The sequence below is a fragment of the Proteus sp. FZP2095 genome (assembly GCF_023701425.1).
GTDB lineage: Bacteria > Pseudomonadota > Gammaproteobacteria > Enterobacterales > Enterobacteriaceae > Proteus > Proteus cibarius.
On sequence record NZ_JAMQBJ010000002.1, the window covers coordinates 218,566 to 237,798 of the forward strand.

The 19,233-nt window shown below is 37.9% G+C and carries 11 protein-coding genes; 7 read left to right on the top strand and 4 right to left on the bottom strand.

The genetic code is table 11. The features are described 5' to 3' along the window. The first annotated feature begins 1 nt into the window (after position 1). The 6 genes from lspA to carB all read left to right on the top strand — a co-directional run bounded on the left by lspA (position 2) and on the right by carB (position 7,898). Entirely contained in the window at positions 2-517 is a 516-nt protein-coding gene (gene lspA / locus NBG71_RS11255; protein ID WP_075673710.1) for a signal peptidase II, read from the top strand. A 69-nt stretch (positions 518-586) separates the two neighbouring features. Further along, positions 587-1,057: an FKBP-type peptidyl-prolyl cis-trans isomerase gene (gene fkpB / locus NBG71_RS11260; RefSeq protein ID WP_075673711.1), complete on the top strand. Its 471-nt coding sequence runs from the start codon at positions 587-589 to the stop codon at positions 1,055-1,057. After that, on the top strand, positions 1,038-1,991 hold the full coding sequence (gene ispH / locus NBG71_RS11265) for a 4-hydroxy-3-methylbut-2-enyl diphosphate reductase (RefSeq protein WP_075673712.1): 954 nt from the start codon (positions 1,038-1,040) through the stop codon (positions 1,989-1,991). Before fkpB ends, ispH begins: the two co-directional genes overlap by 20 nt. Positions 1,992-2,234: 243 nt before the next feature. After that, positions 2,235-3,056, top strand: a complete 822-nt coding sequence (gene dapB / locus NBG71_RS11270) for a 4-hydroxy-tetrahydrodipicolinate reductase (RefSeq protein ID WP_250916864.1) — start codon at positions 2,235-2,237, stop codon at positions 3,054-3,056. Positions 3,057-3,489: 433 nt separating this feature from the next. Further along, positions 3,490-4,653, top strand: coding sequence for a glutamine-hydrolyzing carbamoyl-phosphate synthase small subunit (gene carA / locus NBG71_RS11275; RefSeq protein ID WP_075673714.1), 1,164 nt, complete (start codon positions 3,490-3,492; stop codon positions 4,651-4,653). 17 nt (positions 4,654-4,670) lie between these two features. After that, positions 4,671-7,898 (top strand): carbamoyl-phosphate synthase large subunit, encoded by a 3,228-nt coding sequence (carB, locus tag NBG71_RS11280; protein WP_075673715.1) that lies wholly within the window; start codon positions 4,671-4,673, stop codon positions 7,896-7,898. A 156-nt stretch (positions 7,899-8,054) separates the two neighbouring features. Here the strand turns inward: carB and NBG71_RS11285 are convergent, their stop codons facing one another. The 3 genes from NBG71_RS11285 to NBG71_RS11295 form a co-directional block, all read right to left on the bottom strand. Beyond that, positions 8,055-15,131 (bottom strand): Ig-like domain-containing protein, encoded by a 7,077-nt coding sequence (locus NBG71_RS11285; protein WP_250916865.1) that lies wholly within the window; start codon positions 15,129-15,131, stop codon positions 8,055-8,057. A 211-nt stretch (positions 15,132-15,342) separates the two neighbouring features. Beyond that, positions 15,343-16,173, bottom strand: coding sequence for a 2,5-didehydrogluconate reductase DkgA (gene dkgA / locus NBG71_RS11290; protein ID WP_075673717.1), 831 nt, complete (start codon positions 16,171-16,173; stop codon positions 15,343-15,345). Positions 16,174-16,200: 27 nt separating this feature from the next. Next, positions 16,201-17,358, bottom strand: a complete 1,158-nt coding sequence (locus NBG71_RS11295; RefSeq protein WP_075673718.1) for an iron-containing alcohol dehydrogenase — start codon at positions 17,356-17,358, stop codon at positions 16,201-16,203. Positions 17,359-17,538: 180 nt separating this feature from the next. On the opposite strand from NBG71_RS11295, the gene NBG71_RS11300 reads away from it, so the two are divergent. Further along, positions 17,539-18,321, top strand: a complete 783-nt coding sequence (locus NBG71_RS11300; RefSeq protein WP_075673719.1) for a class I SAM-dependent methyltransferase — start codon at positions 17,539-17,541, stop codon at positions 18,319-18,321. 168 nt (positions 18,322-18,489) lie between these two features. Here NBG71_RS11300 and NBG71_RS11305 read toward each other — a convergent pair whose 3' ends face one another. Next, a complete protein-coding gene (locus NBG71_RS11305) occupies positions 18,490-19,158 on the bottom strand; it encodes a DedA family protein (protein ID WP_075673720.1) in 669 nt (222 codons plus the stop codon). Positions 19,159-19,233: the final 75 nt, after the last annotated feature.

The window sequence follows — 19,233 nt, forward strand, 5'->3', positions numbered from 1 at the left end:
AATGAAGAAAACACTTTGCTCTACAGGTTTACGCTGGCTATGGCTAGCTGTCGCCGTAGTGGTGTTGGATTTAGGAACGAAACAGTATTTCATGCAGACATTTCGTCTGTATGAATCTGTTGCAGTGATGCCTTTTTTCAATTTCACTTACGCCCATAACTATGGTGCTGCCTTTAGCTTTTTAGCAGATAAAGGGGGATGGCAACGTTGGTTTTTTGCACTGATTGCATTGGCGATCTGCATTACGTTATTGGTAATGATGTATAAAAACAAGGCGAGTGCCAAACTAAGTAACGTTGCTTATGCGCTAATTATTGGCGGAGCATTGGGTAATCTCTCTGATCGTCTGATCCATGGGTTTGTAATCGATTTCCTTGATGTTTATGTCGGAGATTGGCACTGGCCTACCTTTAATATTGCTGATATGGGGATTTGTATCGGTGCAGGGCTTATCATTATTGAGAGCTTTTTTCCTGATAAAAACGTCAGCCCTCAAGATGCAAAAAAGCAAAAATAATCAGACAAGAAGTTAACTAAAATAACCCCTGCCTTATGGCGGGGGTTACGCTTAATAGAAGGTATTAGTATGGTTATGCAGGTACTCAACGACAGCGCAGTGTTGCTGAATTTCACTTTAAAGTTAGCAGATGGCTCTGTTGCTGAATCTACACAAGCGCATGGTAAACCCGCTCTTTTTCGTTTAGGTGATGAAAGTTTATCGCCAGCCTTAGAAGCTGAATTATTGGGATTATCAACGGGAGATAAAAAAACCTTTACGCTTGCGGGTGAACATCTTTTTGGTAAATACAATCCTGACTTGATCCAATACTTTATGCCTTCTGACTTTGCAGAGTCTGGTGTGCCAGAAGCAGGCACTATCATGCTATTTACAGCAATGAATGGCAGTGAAATGCCGGGCATTGTAAGAGATGTCACTGAAGATTCTGTGACGGTTGATTTTAATCATCCGTTAGCGTCAGAAGAAGTGACATTTGATATTGAAGTTGTCAGCATCAATCCAGAGGAGGAAACAACGCATGCAAATACTGCTGGCTAACCCACGAGGCTTTTGTGCGGGTGTTGACCGAGCTATCAGCATTGTTGACCGCGCTCTGGAAATCTATGGCGCACCTATTTATGTTCGTCACGAAGTCGTTCATAACCGCTATGTCGTTAACGACTTACGTGAACGTGGCGCTATCTTTATTGAAGAAATTTCAGAAGTTCCTGATAACGCGATTTTAATTTTTTCTGCTCATGGTGTTTCTCAAGCTATTCGCCAAGAAGCTCGTTCACGTAATTTAACCATGCTTTATGATGCAACGTGCCCATTAGTCACTAAAGTTCATATGGAAGTGGCAAGAGCAAGTCGTAAAGGCAAAGAAGCGATTTTAATAGGCCATGCGGGACATCCTGAAGTTGAAGGCACAATGGGGCAATACAATAACCCTGAAGGGGGAATGTATTTAGTTGAGTCACCTGCTGATGTTTGGAAATTAGAAGTAAAAGATGAAGATAATCTTTGCTTTATGACTCAAACAACGCTTTCTGTTGATGATACATCTGAAGTGATTGATGCTTTAAATACACGCTTCCCAAAAATTATTGGGCCTCGTAAAGATGATATCTGCTATGCAACAACCAATCGCCAAGAAGCTGCAAGAGAACTTGCAGAAAAAGCAGATGTTGTATTCGTAGTTGGCTCTAAAAACTCATCGAACTCTAATCGTTTAGCAGAGCTTGCACAGCGAGCAGGTAAGCCTTCTTATCTTATCGATAGTTTTGAAGATATTGATGAGTCATGGGTTGCTAATGCAAATATTGTTGGCGTTACCGCAGGAGCTTCAGCGCCAGATATTTTAGTTCAACAAGTCTTAGAACGTTTAAAAACCTTTGGTGCTGATGAAGTGATTGAATTATCGGGGCGTGAAGAAAATATTGTTTTTGAAGTCCCGAAAGAGCTTCGTTTAGATTATAAAGTTATCGAATAATCTTACTTAAAGATGATAGTGACTTTACTCAACACAAAAAAGCAGAGCGAATAACTCTGCTTTTTTTATGTGTTGAGTAAAATTAAATGAATAATCATGCTGTTCATCTCTTTTACTGATAATGACTACGGTTTTGTGTGTTTTTCTTATCTCGAACGTTAAATGCTGGCATCAAGCGGATGACATCGCTAATCTGTAAACAATAAATAGAGATAATAAGTATCGTTAAGGAGAAATTTAGTTATGTCTGCAAAAGAACTTCGTCTTGCTGTCGTTGGTGCTGGTGGTCGAATGGGGCGCCAATTAATTCAGGCAATTTCTCAACAAGAAGGAACCATTTTAGGTGCTGCTTTTGAGCGTACTAATTCTTCATTGATTGGCGCTGATGCCGGAGAATTAGCGGGTATCGGGCATATCGGTATCACAATCACTGATAACTTGTTGGCTCAAGCGAATGAATTTGATGTATTAATTGATTTTACGCGTCCTGAAGGAACACTTTCTCATATCGCATTTTGTGTAGAGCAGAAAAAAGGCATGATCATTGGTACAACGGGCTTTGATGATGAAGGCAAAAAAGCCATAGATGATGCAGCGAAAATCATCCCGATCGTGTTTGCCGCTAACTTTAGTGTTGGCGTTAACTTAGTACTTAAATTACTTGAAAAAGCAGCTAAAGTGATGGGATCTTACTCTGATATTGAAATCGTAGAAGCTCACCATCGTCATAAAGTTGATGCGCCATCAGGTACTGCATTAGCAATGGGAGAGTCTATTGCAGATGCGTTAGGTCGTGATCTTAAACAGTGCGCAGTTTATGAGCGAGTAGGGCACACGGGAGAGCGTGATCCTCAAAGTATCGGATTCGCTACTATTCGAGCAGGCGATATTGTGGGAGAGCACACTGCCATTTTTGCTGATATTGGTGAGCGAGTAGAGATAAGCCATAAGGCTTCTAGTCGAATGACATTTGCAAATGGCGCTGTTAAGGCATCTGTTTGGTTGAGTGGTAAAAAACATGGTCTTTATAATATGAAGGATGTGCTTTTATTGGAAGATTTGTAATTTTTAAAAAAATATAACTTATTGAAAACTCATAATTATTTTTATATTTATGAGTTTTTGTTTTGTTTGTAATGTTTTTTTAACTATTTATCTTATTTTTATTTATTATCTCTATTTTTTCTTCTTTTTTACCTACCAAAATACACCAAATCCTTATTTTCAGCCTTTTTTCTTTTTTTTTAATTATCTTGGTAAGCAAACGGTTAAATTTGTAAGATTGATTATATAAATTGTCACTTGGTTAGCTAAAATGCTAATGAGTGATATTTTTTAAATTAAAAAGGTGTTTTTTCTAGACATCTGCCTATTCGATCTTTAGAATGCGCCCAATTTGCCAAAAATTTGCCCAATTTTATGTTTTTGGCATTGATTTAGAGTCTTAAATCTGAATTAATATGCATGAAATGTGATTTATTATTCTCTGGAGGGCGTTTTGATTAGAAAAGCTATACTGGTTCTAGAAGATGGGACCGAATTCCACGGCAAGTCGATTGGCGCAGAAGGCGCCGCCATCGGTGAAGTCGTTTTTAATACTTCAATGACCGGTTATCAAGAAATACTAACCGACCCTTCTTACTCCCAACAAATTGTTACTCTCACTTATCCCCACATTGGCAATACCGGCGTTAATCGTTCAGACGAAGAATCAGAAACCATTCATGCTCAAGGCTTAATTATTCGCGACTTGCCATTAGTGATGAGCAACTATCGTGCGCAAGAAACGTTATCTGATTATCTTAAACGCCAAAATATTGTTGCTATTGCGGACATTGATACACGTAAGTTAACTCGTTTGTTGAGAGAAAAAGGCGCGCAAAACGGTTGTATTATCGCCGGTGAACATCTTGATACCAAACTTGCTCTTGAACAAGCCAAAGCCTTTCCTGGCTTAAAGGGGATGGATTTAGCCAAAACAGTAACTGTCAAACAGCCTTACCAATGGACTCAAGGAAGTTGGACACTAGAGAGTGAATTACCTAAAGCTAAATTAGCGACTGAATTGCCACTGCATATTGTGGCGTATGATTTTGGTGTGAAACGTAATATTTTACGTATGTTGGTGGATAGAGGGTGTCGAGTCACTGTTGTACCAGCACAAACGTCAGCTCAAGATGTTTTAGCTCTTTCTCCTGATGGTATTTTTCTTTCCAATGGCCCCGGGGATCCAGAGCCCTGCGATTATGCCATTAACGCCATTCAAACTTTTTTAACTACCGATATTCCAGTATTTGGTATTTGCTTAGGGCATCAATTACTTGCATTAGCTAGCGGTGCTAAAACCATCAAAATGAAATTTGGTCACCACGGTGGTAATCATCCTGTTAAAGATCTAGATAAAAATACTGTGATGATCACAGCGCAAAATCATGGATTTGCTGTTGATGAAACATCACTTCCAGCCAATTTACGTGTGACACATAAATCTCTGTTTGATGGTTCTTTACAAGGTATTCATCGTACAGATAAACCAGCGTTCAGTTTCCAAGGCCACCCAGAAGCTAGCCCAGGACCACATGATGCCGCACCTCTTTTTGATCACTTTATCGAGCTTATCGCGCAATATCGTCAAAACCTGCAATCAGTGACAACAAAATAAATCAGGAGCGAAAGAAAATGGCTAAAAGAACAGATATCAAAACAATCCTGATTTTAGGTGCTGGGCCGATTGTTATTGGGCAAGCGTGTGAATTTGATTATTCAGGCGCTCAAGCATGTAAAGCTCTACGTGAAGAGGGATATCGAGTTGTTTTGGTAAATTCAAATCCTGCAACCATTATGACCGATCCTGAAATGGCCGATGCAACGTACATCGAGCCTATTCACTGGCAAGTTGTGAGAAAAATTATTGAAAAAGAGCGCCCTGATGCGGTATTACCGACAATGGGGGGGCAAACTGCACTGAACTGCGCGCTAGAGTTAGAGCGCCAAGGTGTTTTAGCTGAGTTTGGTGTCACCATGATTGGTGCAACAGCTGATGCAATTGATAAAGCAGAAGATAGACAACGCTTTGATAAAGCGATGAAAAAAATCGGTTTAGATACTGCGCGTTCAGGTATTGCACATAGCCTCGATGAAGCTTTTGCTGTTGCTGAACAAGTTGGTTTTCCATGTATTATTCGCCCTTCATTCACAATGGGCGGAACAGGTGGTGGGATCGCCTATAATCGCGAAGAATTCGAAGAAATCTGTATTCGCGGTTTAGATTTATCACCAACCAATGAATTATTAATTGATGAATCGTTGATTGGTTGGAAAGAGTACGAAATGGAAGTTGTGCGCGATAAAAACGACAACTGCATTATCGTCTGTTCTATCGAAAACTTCGATGCAATGGGAATTCATACGGGGGATTCCATTACCGTTGCGCCAGCACAAACCCTTACCGACAAAGAGTATCAAATTATGCGTAATGCCTCGATGGCGGTATTACGTGAAATCGGTGTTGAAACTGGCGGTTCTAACGTTCAGTTTGCCGTTGATCCAAAAACAGGGCGCTTGATTGTTATCGAAATGAATCCTCGTGTTTCGCGTTCATCCGCGCTTGCCTCTAAAGCAACAGGTTTCCCAATTGCGAAAGTTGCTGCAAAATTAGCGGTAGGTTATACCCTTGATGAGCTGATGAATGATATCACTGGCGGGAGAACACCAGCCTCTTTCGAACCATCCATTGATTATGTTGTGACAAAAATCCCTCGCTTTAACTTTGAAAAATTTGCAGGAACAAATGACAGATTAACAACACAAATGAAATCTGTTGGCGAAGTGATGGCGATTGGTAGAACACAACAAGAGTCCTTACAAAAAGCATTACGCGGTCTTGAAGTGGGGGCAACAGGTTTTGATCCTAAAGTCGATTTAGACGACCCTGAAGCATTAACGAAAATTCGCCGTGAGCTGAAAGAAGCTGGCTCAGACAGAATTTGGTATATCGCAGATGCTTTCCGCGCAGGATTATCTGTTGATGGTGTATTTAATCTCACCAATATTGACCGCTGGTTCTTAGTTCAAATTGAAGAAATCGTTCGTCTTGAAGAAAAAGTGAGTGAAGTCGGTATCAAAGGATTAAGCGCTGATTTCTTGCGTCAGTTAAAACGTAAAGGCTTTGCTGATGCACGCCTAGCTAAAATACTTAACGTAAAAGAGCATGCCATTCGCCAATTACGTGAGCAATATCAGCTACATCCTGTTTATAAACGTGTTGATACTTGTGCGGCAGAATTTGCTACTGATACGGCTTATATGTACTCAACTTATGAAGAAGAGTGCGAGGCAAATCCACATCAAGATAAACCTAAAGTGATGATTTTAGGTGGTGGACCAAATCGTATAGGACAAGGGATTGAATTTGATTATTGCTGTGTTCATGCGGCTCTTGCGTTGCGTGAAGACGGTTACGAAACCATCATGGTGAACTGTAACCCTGAAACGGTTTCAACGGATTATGACACCTCTGACAGACTCTATTTTGAACCTGTTACGTTAGAAGATGTGCTTGAAATTGTACGTATCGAAAGACCGAAAGGGGTGATCGTGCAATATGGTGGACAGACACCATTAAAATTAGCCCGAGCGTTAGAAACAGAAGGTGTACCAGTGATTGGGACAACACCAGATGCTATTGATAAAGCAGAAGATCGTGAACGTTTCCAAAAAGCAGTTGATAAATTAGGGCTTAAACAGCCTGAAAATGCCACTGTAACCGCGTTAGAAGAAGCTGTAGAGAAAGCACAACTGATTGGGTATCCACTGGTGGTTCGTCCTTCTTATGTACTTGGTGGACGTGCAATGGAAATTGTTTATGACGAAGTTGATTTACGTCGTTATTTCCAAACTGCAGTCAGTGTGTCAAATGACGCACCTGTCTTATTAGACCGTTTTCTTGATGATGCGATTGAAGTTGATATTGATGCGATTTGTGACGGTAAACAAGTCGTGATTGGTGGCATTATGGAGCATATCGAACAAGCAGGTGTTCACTCTGGTGACTCGGCTTGCTCCTTGCCTGCTTATACCCTAAGCAAAGAAATTCAAGATGTGATGCGTAAACAAGTTCGTGAACTTGCTTTTGAATTAGGTGTAAAAGGGTTAATGAATGCACAATTCGCGGTGAAAGGTGATGATGTTTATCTTATTGAAGTTAATCCTCGTGCAGCTCGTACCGTACCTTTTGTGTCAAAAGCCACTGGCGTACCATTAGCAAAAGTCGCTGCACGCGTCATGATTGGTCAAAGTCTTGAAGAACAAGGTGTAACAAAAGAAGTTATTCCGCCTTATTACTCTGTAAAAGAAGTCGTTTTGCCTTTCAATAAGTTTGCGGGTGTTGATCCGATTTTAGGGCCTGAAATGCGTTCAACAGGCGAAGTTATGGGCGTTGGAACAACCTTTGCTCAAGCCTTTGCTAAAGCGATGTTAGGCAGCAGTTCTACCATGAAGAAAAAAGGGAGAGCACTTCTTTCTGTACGTGAAGGTGATAAAAAGCGAGTTGTTGATTTGGCGACGAAATTGCTAAAAAGTGGATTTGAATTAGATGCTACACATGGTACAGCCATTGTATTAGGCGAAGCGGGAATAAATCCTCGCTTAGTCAATAAAGTGCATGAAGGCCGACCACATATTGAAGATAGAATTAAAAATGGTGAATACGACTATATTGTTAATACCACATCTGGTCGTCAAGCCATTGAAGATTCTAAAATTATTCGTCGCAGTGCATTAAGATATAAAGTCCATTATGACACGACGTTAAATGGTGGATTTGCAACAACACTGTCCTTAACAGCCGATCCGACGGCGAGTGTTATTTCAGTTCAAGAAATGCACGAAAAGATAAGAAAGGCTTAAGTTTATTTGTTGTCGTAATAATGATCCCGAATAAGAGGAAACTTGTATTCGGGATTTTTTTGTTTTTCTATCACTATTAAAAAAAAGAAAATTCCATGAAAAAAAAGCCACATTATTATTAAAAATAATGTGGCTTGAATCTAATTTATTTGTTTATTAATGGGCGCCGTTAAAGCCATTCCAGTTAAATTTATTAGTTATTTCTTGTTTGTTTCCATATACATCTATAGTCAGTTTAAATACACCATCACCTGAGTCTGTAATCTTACATTCTTTATCAATAGCATATTGTGATGATGTTGCCTTAAATTCATAATTATTCAACGATGTTTTATTCAAGGTAAAATCATCTGGATAAACTACGTTTTGATTAATTATTCCTTGTGATAGATTCGATGAATTTAACGTTATACTATCTATTTTCGCAGTTAACCTGATTGGATAAAGTAAATTTTTAGTATCACCTTTAAATTCAACTCTAGGTATTACTGTAAAGTGTATCGCGCTTGTTCCCATCGCATCTTGGCAAGATGATGCTGAACTACCACTATCTGTATATAAAAATTGAGAATTAAGATGAATTAAAAATAAATTTGCAGCCGTTTGTGCAGAAATAGATTTAACCGCAATGTTATATTCTTTAGGATAAGATTTATTATTTAAATCAAATGTGATCACTTTTAATTTCAAATTTTGTGGCTTATTAATATAAGATTCACCTGGAGAGAAAATAACAGGAGTAGATATATTGTTTTTAGGGCTATAATTTTGTCTTTCCTCTAATTGAATCAAATTATTTTTTTCATCATACAGCTCAAAGTTAATAGCGTGAGGTGTTTCTGATGAACTCCAATTAACAGTAATTTTATTATCTGAGATGTAAACAGGTTGCCAAGATAAATAGTTAGTATTTGAAGCAATCATCTCTCTACCGGCAGACTTAAATTTTAGTGAATCAATCGTAATATAAGGTGCAGGTTTTACCGTAATATTATAACTATTATGGTTATCATGATAATAAACATCATCTTTAATTGATAATGTGAGTGTGGCTTTTCCGATACCTAAGTGGGTGATCGCACCTTTCGAAGTCACTTCTACAGCACTTGGATTACTACTACTCCAAATAGCATTAATACCAGTAGGCAGTGGAGGAATAGGTGCCTGAGCAGTCAATACGCCACTTGACAATGCATCAACAATTAATGTTTCATCTGAATTTTTAAAATGATAATTTATTGTACCTTTATCTTGTGTGTAATTAATGACTGTACTTGATGATTTAAATTGTTCTGTTGCTTGAGATAATACGGTAATGTTTGTATCACCTGGTTTTATTGGTGTAATTTTTCCTTGTTCATCGACTGTTATTATAGCTTGTTTATAATTGACAAATTGTTTAGGTGGTGGGTTGTTTGTAGCGTCTTTATTGGTATATAAAAGCATCACTTGTTGTGTAATATTATCATTCCAAATTGAGCTTAAATGAGATTCTTTGGCGACTAGTCCGACATCCGCTTTCTCAATCACCAAAGGATAACTACTTTGAGCCGGCTGATATTGAGCATTACCTGCTGTTTGTAGTGTAATAATGACCGTACCTGCTTTTTTCATCGAAATATTACCACTAGTTGTATCAATAGAGGCAATAGCGGGATCGGAACTAGACCACATCAGATTAATGTTCTTTGGTAATCCCGTATAACCTAGTGCGTTGATAGGTGCTGAAGCGTAGGTCTCTTGCTGGATTTGTTTATCAAAAATAATATCTGGTTTAGGGATGGTTACTTTAATAGTCAGTGGTTTTGCAATGGTTAATCCTTCTGCTTCAGCCGTTAAAATAATATCTGTTTTAACATTAGAAGTAAGATTGGTTTGATATTTACCTTTGCCTAATGAAGTTAGCGGATTATCACTAAAATTAGGCTTACCACGGGTTGTTTTTATCGAAACAGTTTTACCATCAATAGTATTACTGTATTTATCCATTAAATGCACAGTGAGTAGGGCACTATCTTTATTATCACCACCGATTGATTGACGGCTACTACTAAAGGTTGATTTATTGGCATCAATATCTGCTGGTTTTACGGTGACATCTTGAATTGGCTTATGATTATTTAAATCAAGATACGCACTCATTTTTAATATACCCGCAACAGAGCTGGTGACTTTGGTTCTTGCGATACCGTGAGTATCTGTATAGGTACTAAAGTCATAGTCATCAGCTAAGCCTTGCAACTTCCATGACACAATAACGTTAGGCAGTATATTGTCATTGGCATCAACAATAGTTGCTTGATAATTAACGCCTTTATCACCAGCAATCATGCTTGCTCTATCGACATTGACAGATTTTACTTGCCAGGTTGTTGCATCAGCACGCAGTTGTAAGGTTTTTTGTTTTTTGAAATCAACACCATTAACTTTAACACTTAATTGTGCCGTACCTGATTTTGTACCTGTTGCTTCAATTTCATAATGGCCCGGAGAAGTTTGTTTAGCAGGACTAAACTGAATAGTTGAGTTATTAGCGATCCCTTCAACTTGCTGATCTGGTAAAATATTACCGCCTTTATCTTTAATCGTTAAAGTGAGTAATGTTTTATCTGTGCCATTAGCAATGATTGTTGCAGGTACTAAATTGATTTCTGAACTGTTCTCATCAACATCATCAGCCACAAAATTGATGTCAGGAGCAGGATAACGACCTGAAATTAATACGGCATTAACTTTAGCAATACCTGCAGGATTACGTGTTAATTCAACTTCAGCAATACCTTTACTGTCTGTAAATGTCAGTGGTTTAGCAAGTAAGCTATCTTTATCGGTTGTCCATGTCACGCTAACACCACTATTAAGCGGATTGTCATTTTTATCGCTAAGATAAGCATGATAAGTAATGGTGTCACCTGCATGAGGTTGTGTGTTACTTATCACAAACTTATCGACTTTGGCTGTCTGGTTATTAGGTAGAACCGTCAATAGTGCAGTTTGTTTAAGTGTCACTGAATTTATTTTGGTACTGATTGTTGTTTGACCTGCTTTCAACGCACTAACTTGAGCTTGATAAACCCCCGTTGAAATTTCATTAAATGCCGTTGTAGTTGCGGTTAAATCAGTACTGTAGTTAACGCTGATTTTGTCCTTTAACCCTGTTAATAAATTATCGTATTTATCTTTTAGCGTTAAAGTAATTTGAGAACGGTCCGTTTCAGAAATAATGGTGTTAGGGATAAGTGATAGCTGAGACTTATCGGCAGAAATTACATCAGTGTTAAAGTTTATCAGATGGTCAGCATCAAGGGATTGTTGACTATCTAGCATCGCTGTAACTTGTGCTACGCCCGCTTGTGTACTACTTAAGGTAATTTCTGCAATCCCATTTTTATCTGTTTTGCTGATAGGTAACGAAAGTTTGCCTAATGAGGTTAACCAACCCACAGCAATGCCTTCCATGCTTGGATTGCCTTGTTTATCAACAACTTTTGCGCGAATAATGACTTTATCAGTACCATTGGCGGTGACATCAAAAGGGGCGATAACATTAACCGCATTGATCATGGCATTTTGCTTGTCAGCAATAAAACCAAGGGGCTGAGTTAGCTTAACGTTGTTACCATTATTCACATATTGAACATGAATAAGACTAATACCTTCCTGTTTACCATTGATGGTTGTTTGATAAACGCCAGTATCGATTTCTTTGAGTACGCTAAATTTAATGGTGTTGTTATCACCAGAAAGTGCAATAAATTTATCTTGTCTTGGAACAGGATTACCAAATTTATCTTTTAGAGTAATTGTCCCTGTTGCGAAGGAAGTGCCATTTGCCACGATAGATTGAGGTTCAATCAAAAATGTACTTTGTGGAGTATTCACTTTACCCGCAAGAAAACGAAGGTTTTGTGTGGCACTTTGGCTATTTTCCAGTGTAGCTGTGACCGTTGTAGGTTGTGCTTCAATCCCTTTGATTACAACTTGTACATTACCATTATTATCGGTTTTTGCTATATTCTCACTCAATACATTATGAGTTGAATGCCAGAATACAGATTGTTTTATTAACGGATTATTTTTAGCATCTGTGACATGTGCCATTAAGGTAATCGTATCATTATTATCTGCAATGGCTTCTGTTTTGTTATTGACGGTCGTTAAGGCAATATTGGCACTATTCGGATCGGCAATAGCGGTGAGTGTAACTTGCGCTTTCTCTTTATTTGAAAGCGTGGCAATAATTTCTGTTGGACCCGCTTTTGTGGTTCGAATCTGATTGGTTGTCTGCCCTTGATTATCGGTCACACTCTTTTGTTTATCGAGTGTGGTTGAGGCATTAGATTGCCATTCAACGGTGACGTTAGGTAATTTATTACCAAATTTATCTTTTACTATCGCGGTTATTATTGCTTGCTCTTTATCATTTGCAATCAATTGGGTTTTATTGGACGTTAAGGTAATTAAGCCCTGTTGATTATTGGCAATAAAAGTAATGGGTAATGCGTCGAATGATCCATTACTGATACTTGCAGTAACAATAACCTCTAAGGCTTGAGTGCTAGTCACGGTTGTTTGTGCAACACCTTGCTTATCTGTTGTTGAAATTTCATTAATAGAAACAATGTGTGGATCACGATTAGTAGACCAAATCACTTTTGCATTCGGTAATATATTGTGATTTTTATCTTCAACGACGGCGGTAAATGTTACGGCTGTTTTACCATCAGCAATATAAGGTGGTGTGGATGGTGTTACGGAAATAATTTTACCGTTGGATAGGTCGGCCGTAAAATGCGTGGTCTTTTGTGTCGAAATATTATTGACCTGCGCGATCACAGTGACGGTGCCTGCCATTTTGCTGGTCATGGTGGTTGATGCATTACCTTGATTATCCGTTAATAATTCTGTTTCTTTAAGTTGAGATTGATTATCTGCGGATAATTGAATTTTAGCATTGGGAACAGGATTATTATTTTTATCAATGATATTGAAAGCAATTGTTTTTTCATCTATTCCATTAGCAAATGAACTATTGGGATTAATGGTGAAAGTATTTATTCTTGCTGAGTTAATATCGGCAATAAAATCAACATTAGTTGAATAGGTAATATCTTTAACACTGACATTTATGATGCTTTTACCAATATGCATATTGGTAATTGGAACAATAATTTTACCTTCAGCGTCTGTGTTCGCTTGCGCAATAATCGTTGCACCGTTATCAGCAGTAAAAGAAACGGGATAGTTAGGAATTCTATTAGCATTAATGTCTGTTACGATAACTTGAATTTTATTTTGGCTTTTACCATCGGCTGGTGCGTGATTTTTAATTACGGTTAATCCACCTTTAGCAATAATGGCGGAATGCGTATCAGCCACAAAAGTGATTTTTGCCTGATTAAAGGTGTTATCTCTGAATTTTGGCGTTAATGTCACAATTTCAGGTGTACTTCCAGCCGTGATGGTGACTTGATATTTTCCTGTATCAATTCGACTAAAACTTGAAACCCAACTATTACCAGCAGAAGCATCAGATTGAACATCTAATGAAAGTTCTTTTACATCGATATCAACTGGAAGCTTATCATTATCAAGAATTGATAAAGTCAAATTTTGTGCAGAATGATTATCGGCAGGTAGTTTTGTTGTTTTTGGCGTAAATTGGCTATTTTGTGTATTAATTGCAGACTGATCGACGGTGATTTTACTCTGTACTGGATCAGAACGATTACCTTGTTCATCAATCGCAACGGCGCTTACTGTGTAGCTGTTTTTTTCAGATGAACCCACAATATGGCGAGGAAGAATGATTGAGTAGCTAAGATTATTATTATGTTGGATCTTACCGCCATTAGCGATTAAGCGACTCGCAGACCATTCAATTTGCTTAACGGGATATTTAGAGCGAATTTGCACACCTAAATCTTTTTCTTCTTTTGCGTAGCCATTAATTGTCGGTGTGATAGACAGGAATACTAAGGTTTTCTTCTGATATTCAAGAACAATATCGTTGTTCCTATTTACGAAATCATAGCGATTTCCTGACATTAAACGCGTTGCACGGACATTATCTGGATTAAGTTGTGAAGAGAGGGACTCTCCAAGGCGATATTGGATATTTACATCAAACTTATTATCACTATTATCATTTAAACTAAAACGACGTTCAGCACCGAAGGTAATTAAAGGCACTGGCGTATAAGTGAGTCCTGCGGTATAAGCGTGAGGATTTTCTTGGCGATTATCTTTGCCAAATAAACCGACTTCTTTTCCGTAATATTGTTCAAAAATAAGCTTTGCGCCTAATTGTGGATAAGCGGGCAGGTAGCCTTCTGTTCTGATATCCCAACCATTAGCTGGACGCGCATTATAATCCATGACATCGTCAGAAGTACGCCAGTTAGATAGACGGTGATAGTGGTTTACACTGAATTTAAAATAGTCTCTCCATATTTCAGCACCAACCCCAAAGCGACTATGATATCGACTTAAATCGTAATCATAAAAAGCATTAAGACCCACCATAAACTTATCAGTAAAATGTCGGTAACCAATACCTTGGTTTAATTGGCTACGAGAATCTTTACGGTGATAGCTGGTTTGAGAAAAAACTAAATTCTTTTCACTATCATAGAGTGGGATAAGAAGATCAGCAGAGCTTCCTTCTAAGGTGAATTTTTTATCTGTTGAAAGTGAAACTTGAGCATGACCAAATTGTTTTAACCATTGTTCTATTTGTTGATTGGCTTTGCTTGATATTTGGCTTATTGCATATTGTGTTGCATCAGTATCTTTATTTAACAAAGATGAGTTAGTAACAATAATTTGTGCAAGCTCTTGCTCGTTTGTGGTTGGAATAGAGCTGTCTTGATGGCTATTTAGCCATTTTTTTGTTGGCAAAGGCTCATTAGGTATATTAAGAGTAATACCTTCTTTTATTTTTAATTTACCGACTAAAGAAACATAATCAGGATTAGCCTCAATAAGCCTAAATAATTTTATATTAAATTTTTTCGCAATTGATTCAGGCGTGTCATCTTTTTTAACCTGATAAGTATTTCTTTTTTGTACCAAATTAATAGTTTGTTTTTCTTGGCTATTCTCTTTTGCGAAAACGTTGGCAGGGAGTGTTGCCGAGATAGGAAATGCTAATTGAATAAAGATATTAAACCAAGCAACTTTCTTTGTAATAGAAGAAAGTTGTGGCGTTAGTCCACTTTTAAATTTTGTCATTTTTAAACTCACCGTAACAAATAATGGTGAGATTCTCGTATTTATAGATGTATTAGATATCAGAAAGTGAACGTGAATTAATTAATTTATAGACATATAAAAAATTAAGATCAAAAAAATAAAATTGAGAGTAAAACGAGGGGGGGATATTTTGTTACAGAATGGCCAATAGAAAATAAATTCTATTGGCCATTTTATTGAAACGTAAAAATTAGATATCAACAAAAATGTCAGGATCAGGGCCTAAACGTTTTTTCTGCTCAAGAACGGTAATTTCAGCTACTTCTTCTTTTTCTAATTTAAAATCAAAAATATGGAAGTTTTCTTCAATACGAGAAGGGGTAACTGATTTCGGAATAACCACAAGTCCACTATCTAAATGCCAGCGTAAAACAATTTGTGCTGGAGTTTTATGATATTTTTCAGCCAATTTTTGAATAATAGGTTGATCAAAGACACCTTCGCCACCTTGTGCTAGTGGGCTCCAGGATTCAGTGACAATATTATGTGTTGTGTTCCATGCTCTTAATGGAGCTTGTTGCATCAAAGGATGAATTTCAATCTGATTAATAACAGGTGTTACACCCGTTTCAGTAATGATCCGTTCCAGATGCTCTTCTTTAAAATTACAGACACCTATGCTTTTTACTAATCCTTCTTTTTGCAAAATAATCATTTGCTTCCAAGCTTCAACATAAAGTTCTCGTGAAGGTACTGGCCAATGCATTAAATAAAGATCAATATAATCAAGTTGCAAACGCTGGAGGCTTTCTAATACGGCACCACGGGCATGAGTCTGATCGTTATTCCATAATTTTGTTGTGATAAAAAGTTCATCACGAGGAACTGTGATCTGTTTTAAGGCTTTACCCACACCTTCTTCATTATGATAAATCGCAGCGGTATCAAAAAGGCGATAGCCTGTATCAAGTGCGTGATGAATAGCTTTAACAACTTGATGATTATCTGCTTTCCAAACACCAAGACCAAGTTGTGGTATGGTATTTCCATCAGATAATTTGATCAGTTTAGGTTTATCCATTTCTATCTCCAGAGTCGCAAAAAGTACTTAGAGTGCCGCTGTATAAATACGTTGACTGACTTCTAAGGTGATATCTTGATGCTCACCCAGTGCAATTTGTCCATGCTCTTCCAACTTTCGCACTAATGCAGGAATATCTTCTTCACCAATTTTGAAATCAGCCAGTCGAGTTCTAAGTCCCATTAATTCAAAGAATTTTCGAGTTTCATTAATCGCAGTTTCAATTTTAAAAGCATCTGAACCTTGGTTTATACCCCAAACTTTTTGTGCATATTGGATTAACTTGCCATATTTAGCCTGACGTTTTTCATTTAATAATGCAGGTAAAACGATGGCGAGAGTTTGTGCATGATCAAGTCCGTGTAAAGCAGTGAGTTCGTGACCTAATGCATGCGTAGCCCAATCTTGAGGAACACCAACACCAAGGATACCATTTAGCGCTTGTGATGCTGTCCACATTATATTAGCACGGATATCATAGTCTGTAGGTGACGTCAGCGCTTTTGGCCCTTGATCAATCAAAATACGTAAAAGGCCTTCTGCATATTCATCTTGTACACGAGCATTCACAGGATAAGTGAGATATTGCTCTAATATATGAATAAAAGCATCAACAACACCGTTGGCAGTTTGTCTTGGTGGTAAAGAATAAGTAGTTGTTGGATCTAAAATAGCGCAGTGAGGGTAAACATGAGGGCTGGCAAAGCTTTGTTTATCCATTGTCTGTTTTTTGCTGATAACAGAGAAGCTGTTGGTTTCTGTTCCTGTTGCTGGAAGTGTTAATACACAGCTTAACGGTATTGCTTTTTCGACCACTTTACCGCGACTGGTTACGATTTCCCAAGGTTCACCATGATAAGGTATCGCAGCTGCAATAAATTTTGTGCCATCAATAACGGAACCGCCACCCACAGCTAATAAATGCGTGATACCGTGATATCTGGCATAAGAAACCGCTTTCATAAGTGTTTCATAAGATGGGTTTGGTTCAATGCCACTAAACTCATGAATTTGATAGCCTGGAAGTGCCGTATAAATCTGGTCTAATACGCCATTGCGCTTAATGCTGCCACCGCCATAAGTCAGTAGAATTCTTTCATTTTTTCCAATTTCAGAACGAAGTTTATCTATTTGTCCTTGACCAAAATGAAGGCGAGTGGGCGAGTAATAAGTAAAGTTTTGCATTTTGTTTCCACCTTAATTCGATGTTCTGAAGTCTGACAATTAATCAGGAGAAAGTTTTCCATTGTGCCTAGACTAGATAGTCTGACATACCTATAACTACAAGGTTGTAGAAATAAGAGATGAATTATTTCTCTTAGTGACTACAGCAATTCAAATTGTAGTTAATTTATAAGGAGTAATATGGAAAGTCATTATTTAACATTAAACCAAGAGCATTGGGATAAACAAGCCGCAATGGAAAATCAGTGGTCTAAGCCTGTGAGTGATGAAGAAATTATCGCTGCAAAGCAAGGTGACTGGAAAGTACATTTAACACCAAGTCCTGTAAAGAACGAATGGTTAGCGGATATTAAAGGTAAAAAAATACTCTGTTTAGCTTCTGCTGGTGGGCAACAAGCGCCTATCTTGGCGGCTGCGGGTGGCATTGTGACCGTGTTTGATTTATCAGAAGGTCAATTAGACAAAGATTGCCAATTGGCACAAAAGCATCAGCTAGATTTGGTAACAGCACAGGGTGATATGGCTGATTTAACCGCATTTGTTGATGAAAGTTTTGATATTATTTTTCACCCTATTTCAAATCTATATGTACCGGATGTAAATCCTGTTTGGCAAGAGTGTTACCGTGTTTTGAAAAAAGGCGGTGTGCTAATGGCGAGCTTTTATAATCCTGTTGTATTTGTTGATGATAGAGATCCGCAATTACGTTCACAGGGATTAATGAGGCCAATTTACCGCTTACCTTATAGCGATCAAGGCTCATTACCTTCGGATATTCTGCAAGAAAAAGTCGCAAGAGGTGATGGACTGGTCTTTGGACACTCTTTGACTGATCTTATTGGCGGGCAATTAAAAGCGGGTTTTTTATTGCAGGATTTTGTAGAAGATTTTGCTCCCCATGCTCGTTTCTTAGTTGATAGTTATATCCCAACGTTTCTTGCGTCAAAAGCCATTAAGCTTTAAAAGCTAGAGCTAGGAAGAATATGATTGTGATTAATATAAATGGGATTTTAGTCAGATATTAATTGATGTGGAGATAAGACAATGAACAACTGAACTTTTATTGCAGTATCAGATAATACATAAAACACGCCATTATTTTTTGATCTAAATAATGGCGTGTTTTTTTAATTACTTACTGCTGGTGCTATTTTTACGATGGCGAATATACATCACAATCGAGCCAATTAAACCTGCACTTAAAAGCAATACCGGTAATGTCATCAAGATATTCATGACAAGTGTTTCATGCTTTTGTACAAATGGAATAAGGTTTAGCACATAACCTAAAGAAACAATAATCCCTACCCATAAGAAGCCACTTAACCAGTTAAATAGTTGAAAGCGACGTTGCTTTAATTCAGATAAACCTGCCAAGGTAGGTAATAATGTACGTACGAATCCAATAAAACGACCCAATAATAGCGCATATAAACCTTGGCGATGGAAGAGATCATTTGCCTTATGGTGATATTGCTCTGGTAATTGAGCCATCCAACGTTTAACTACCTTCGTATCACTTAGCCAGCGACCTTGTAAAAAGCCGAGCCAACTCCCAATACTAGCGGCAGTGCCTAATATAATGATAGTCGGGAAAAAGTGTAAAACACCTTTTGCAATTAAGGCACCGCAAAGAATAAGCAGTGTATCTCCTGGTAAAAATGCGGCGGGTAATACCCCGTTTTCCAGCATAATAATAACAAAAAGAACAATATAGATAACCCACAGCACATTAGGATTAGCCAACACCATATAATCGTGTTGCATGAGTGCGTGAATTATCTCTTTTAATGTACCCATCAGCGAACTCGCATTAAAAAAGGACTTTATGTTCGCTATTCTAACGCAAAATAAAGAGAACAGTTTGATTTAATC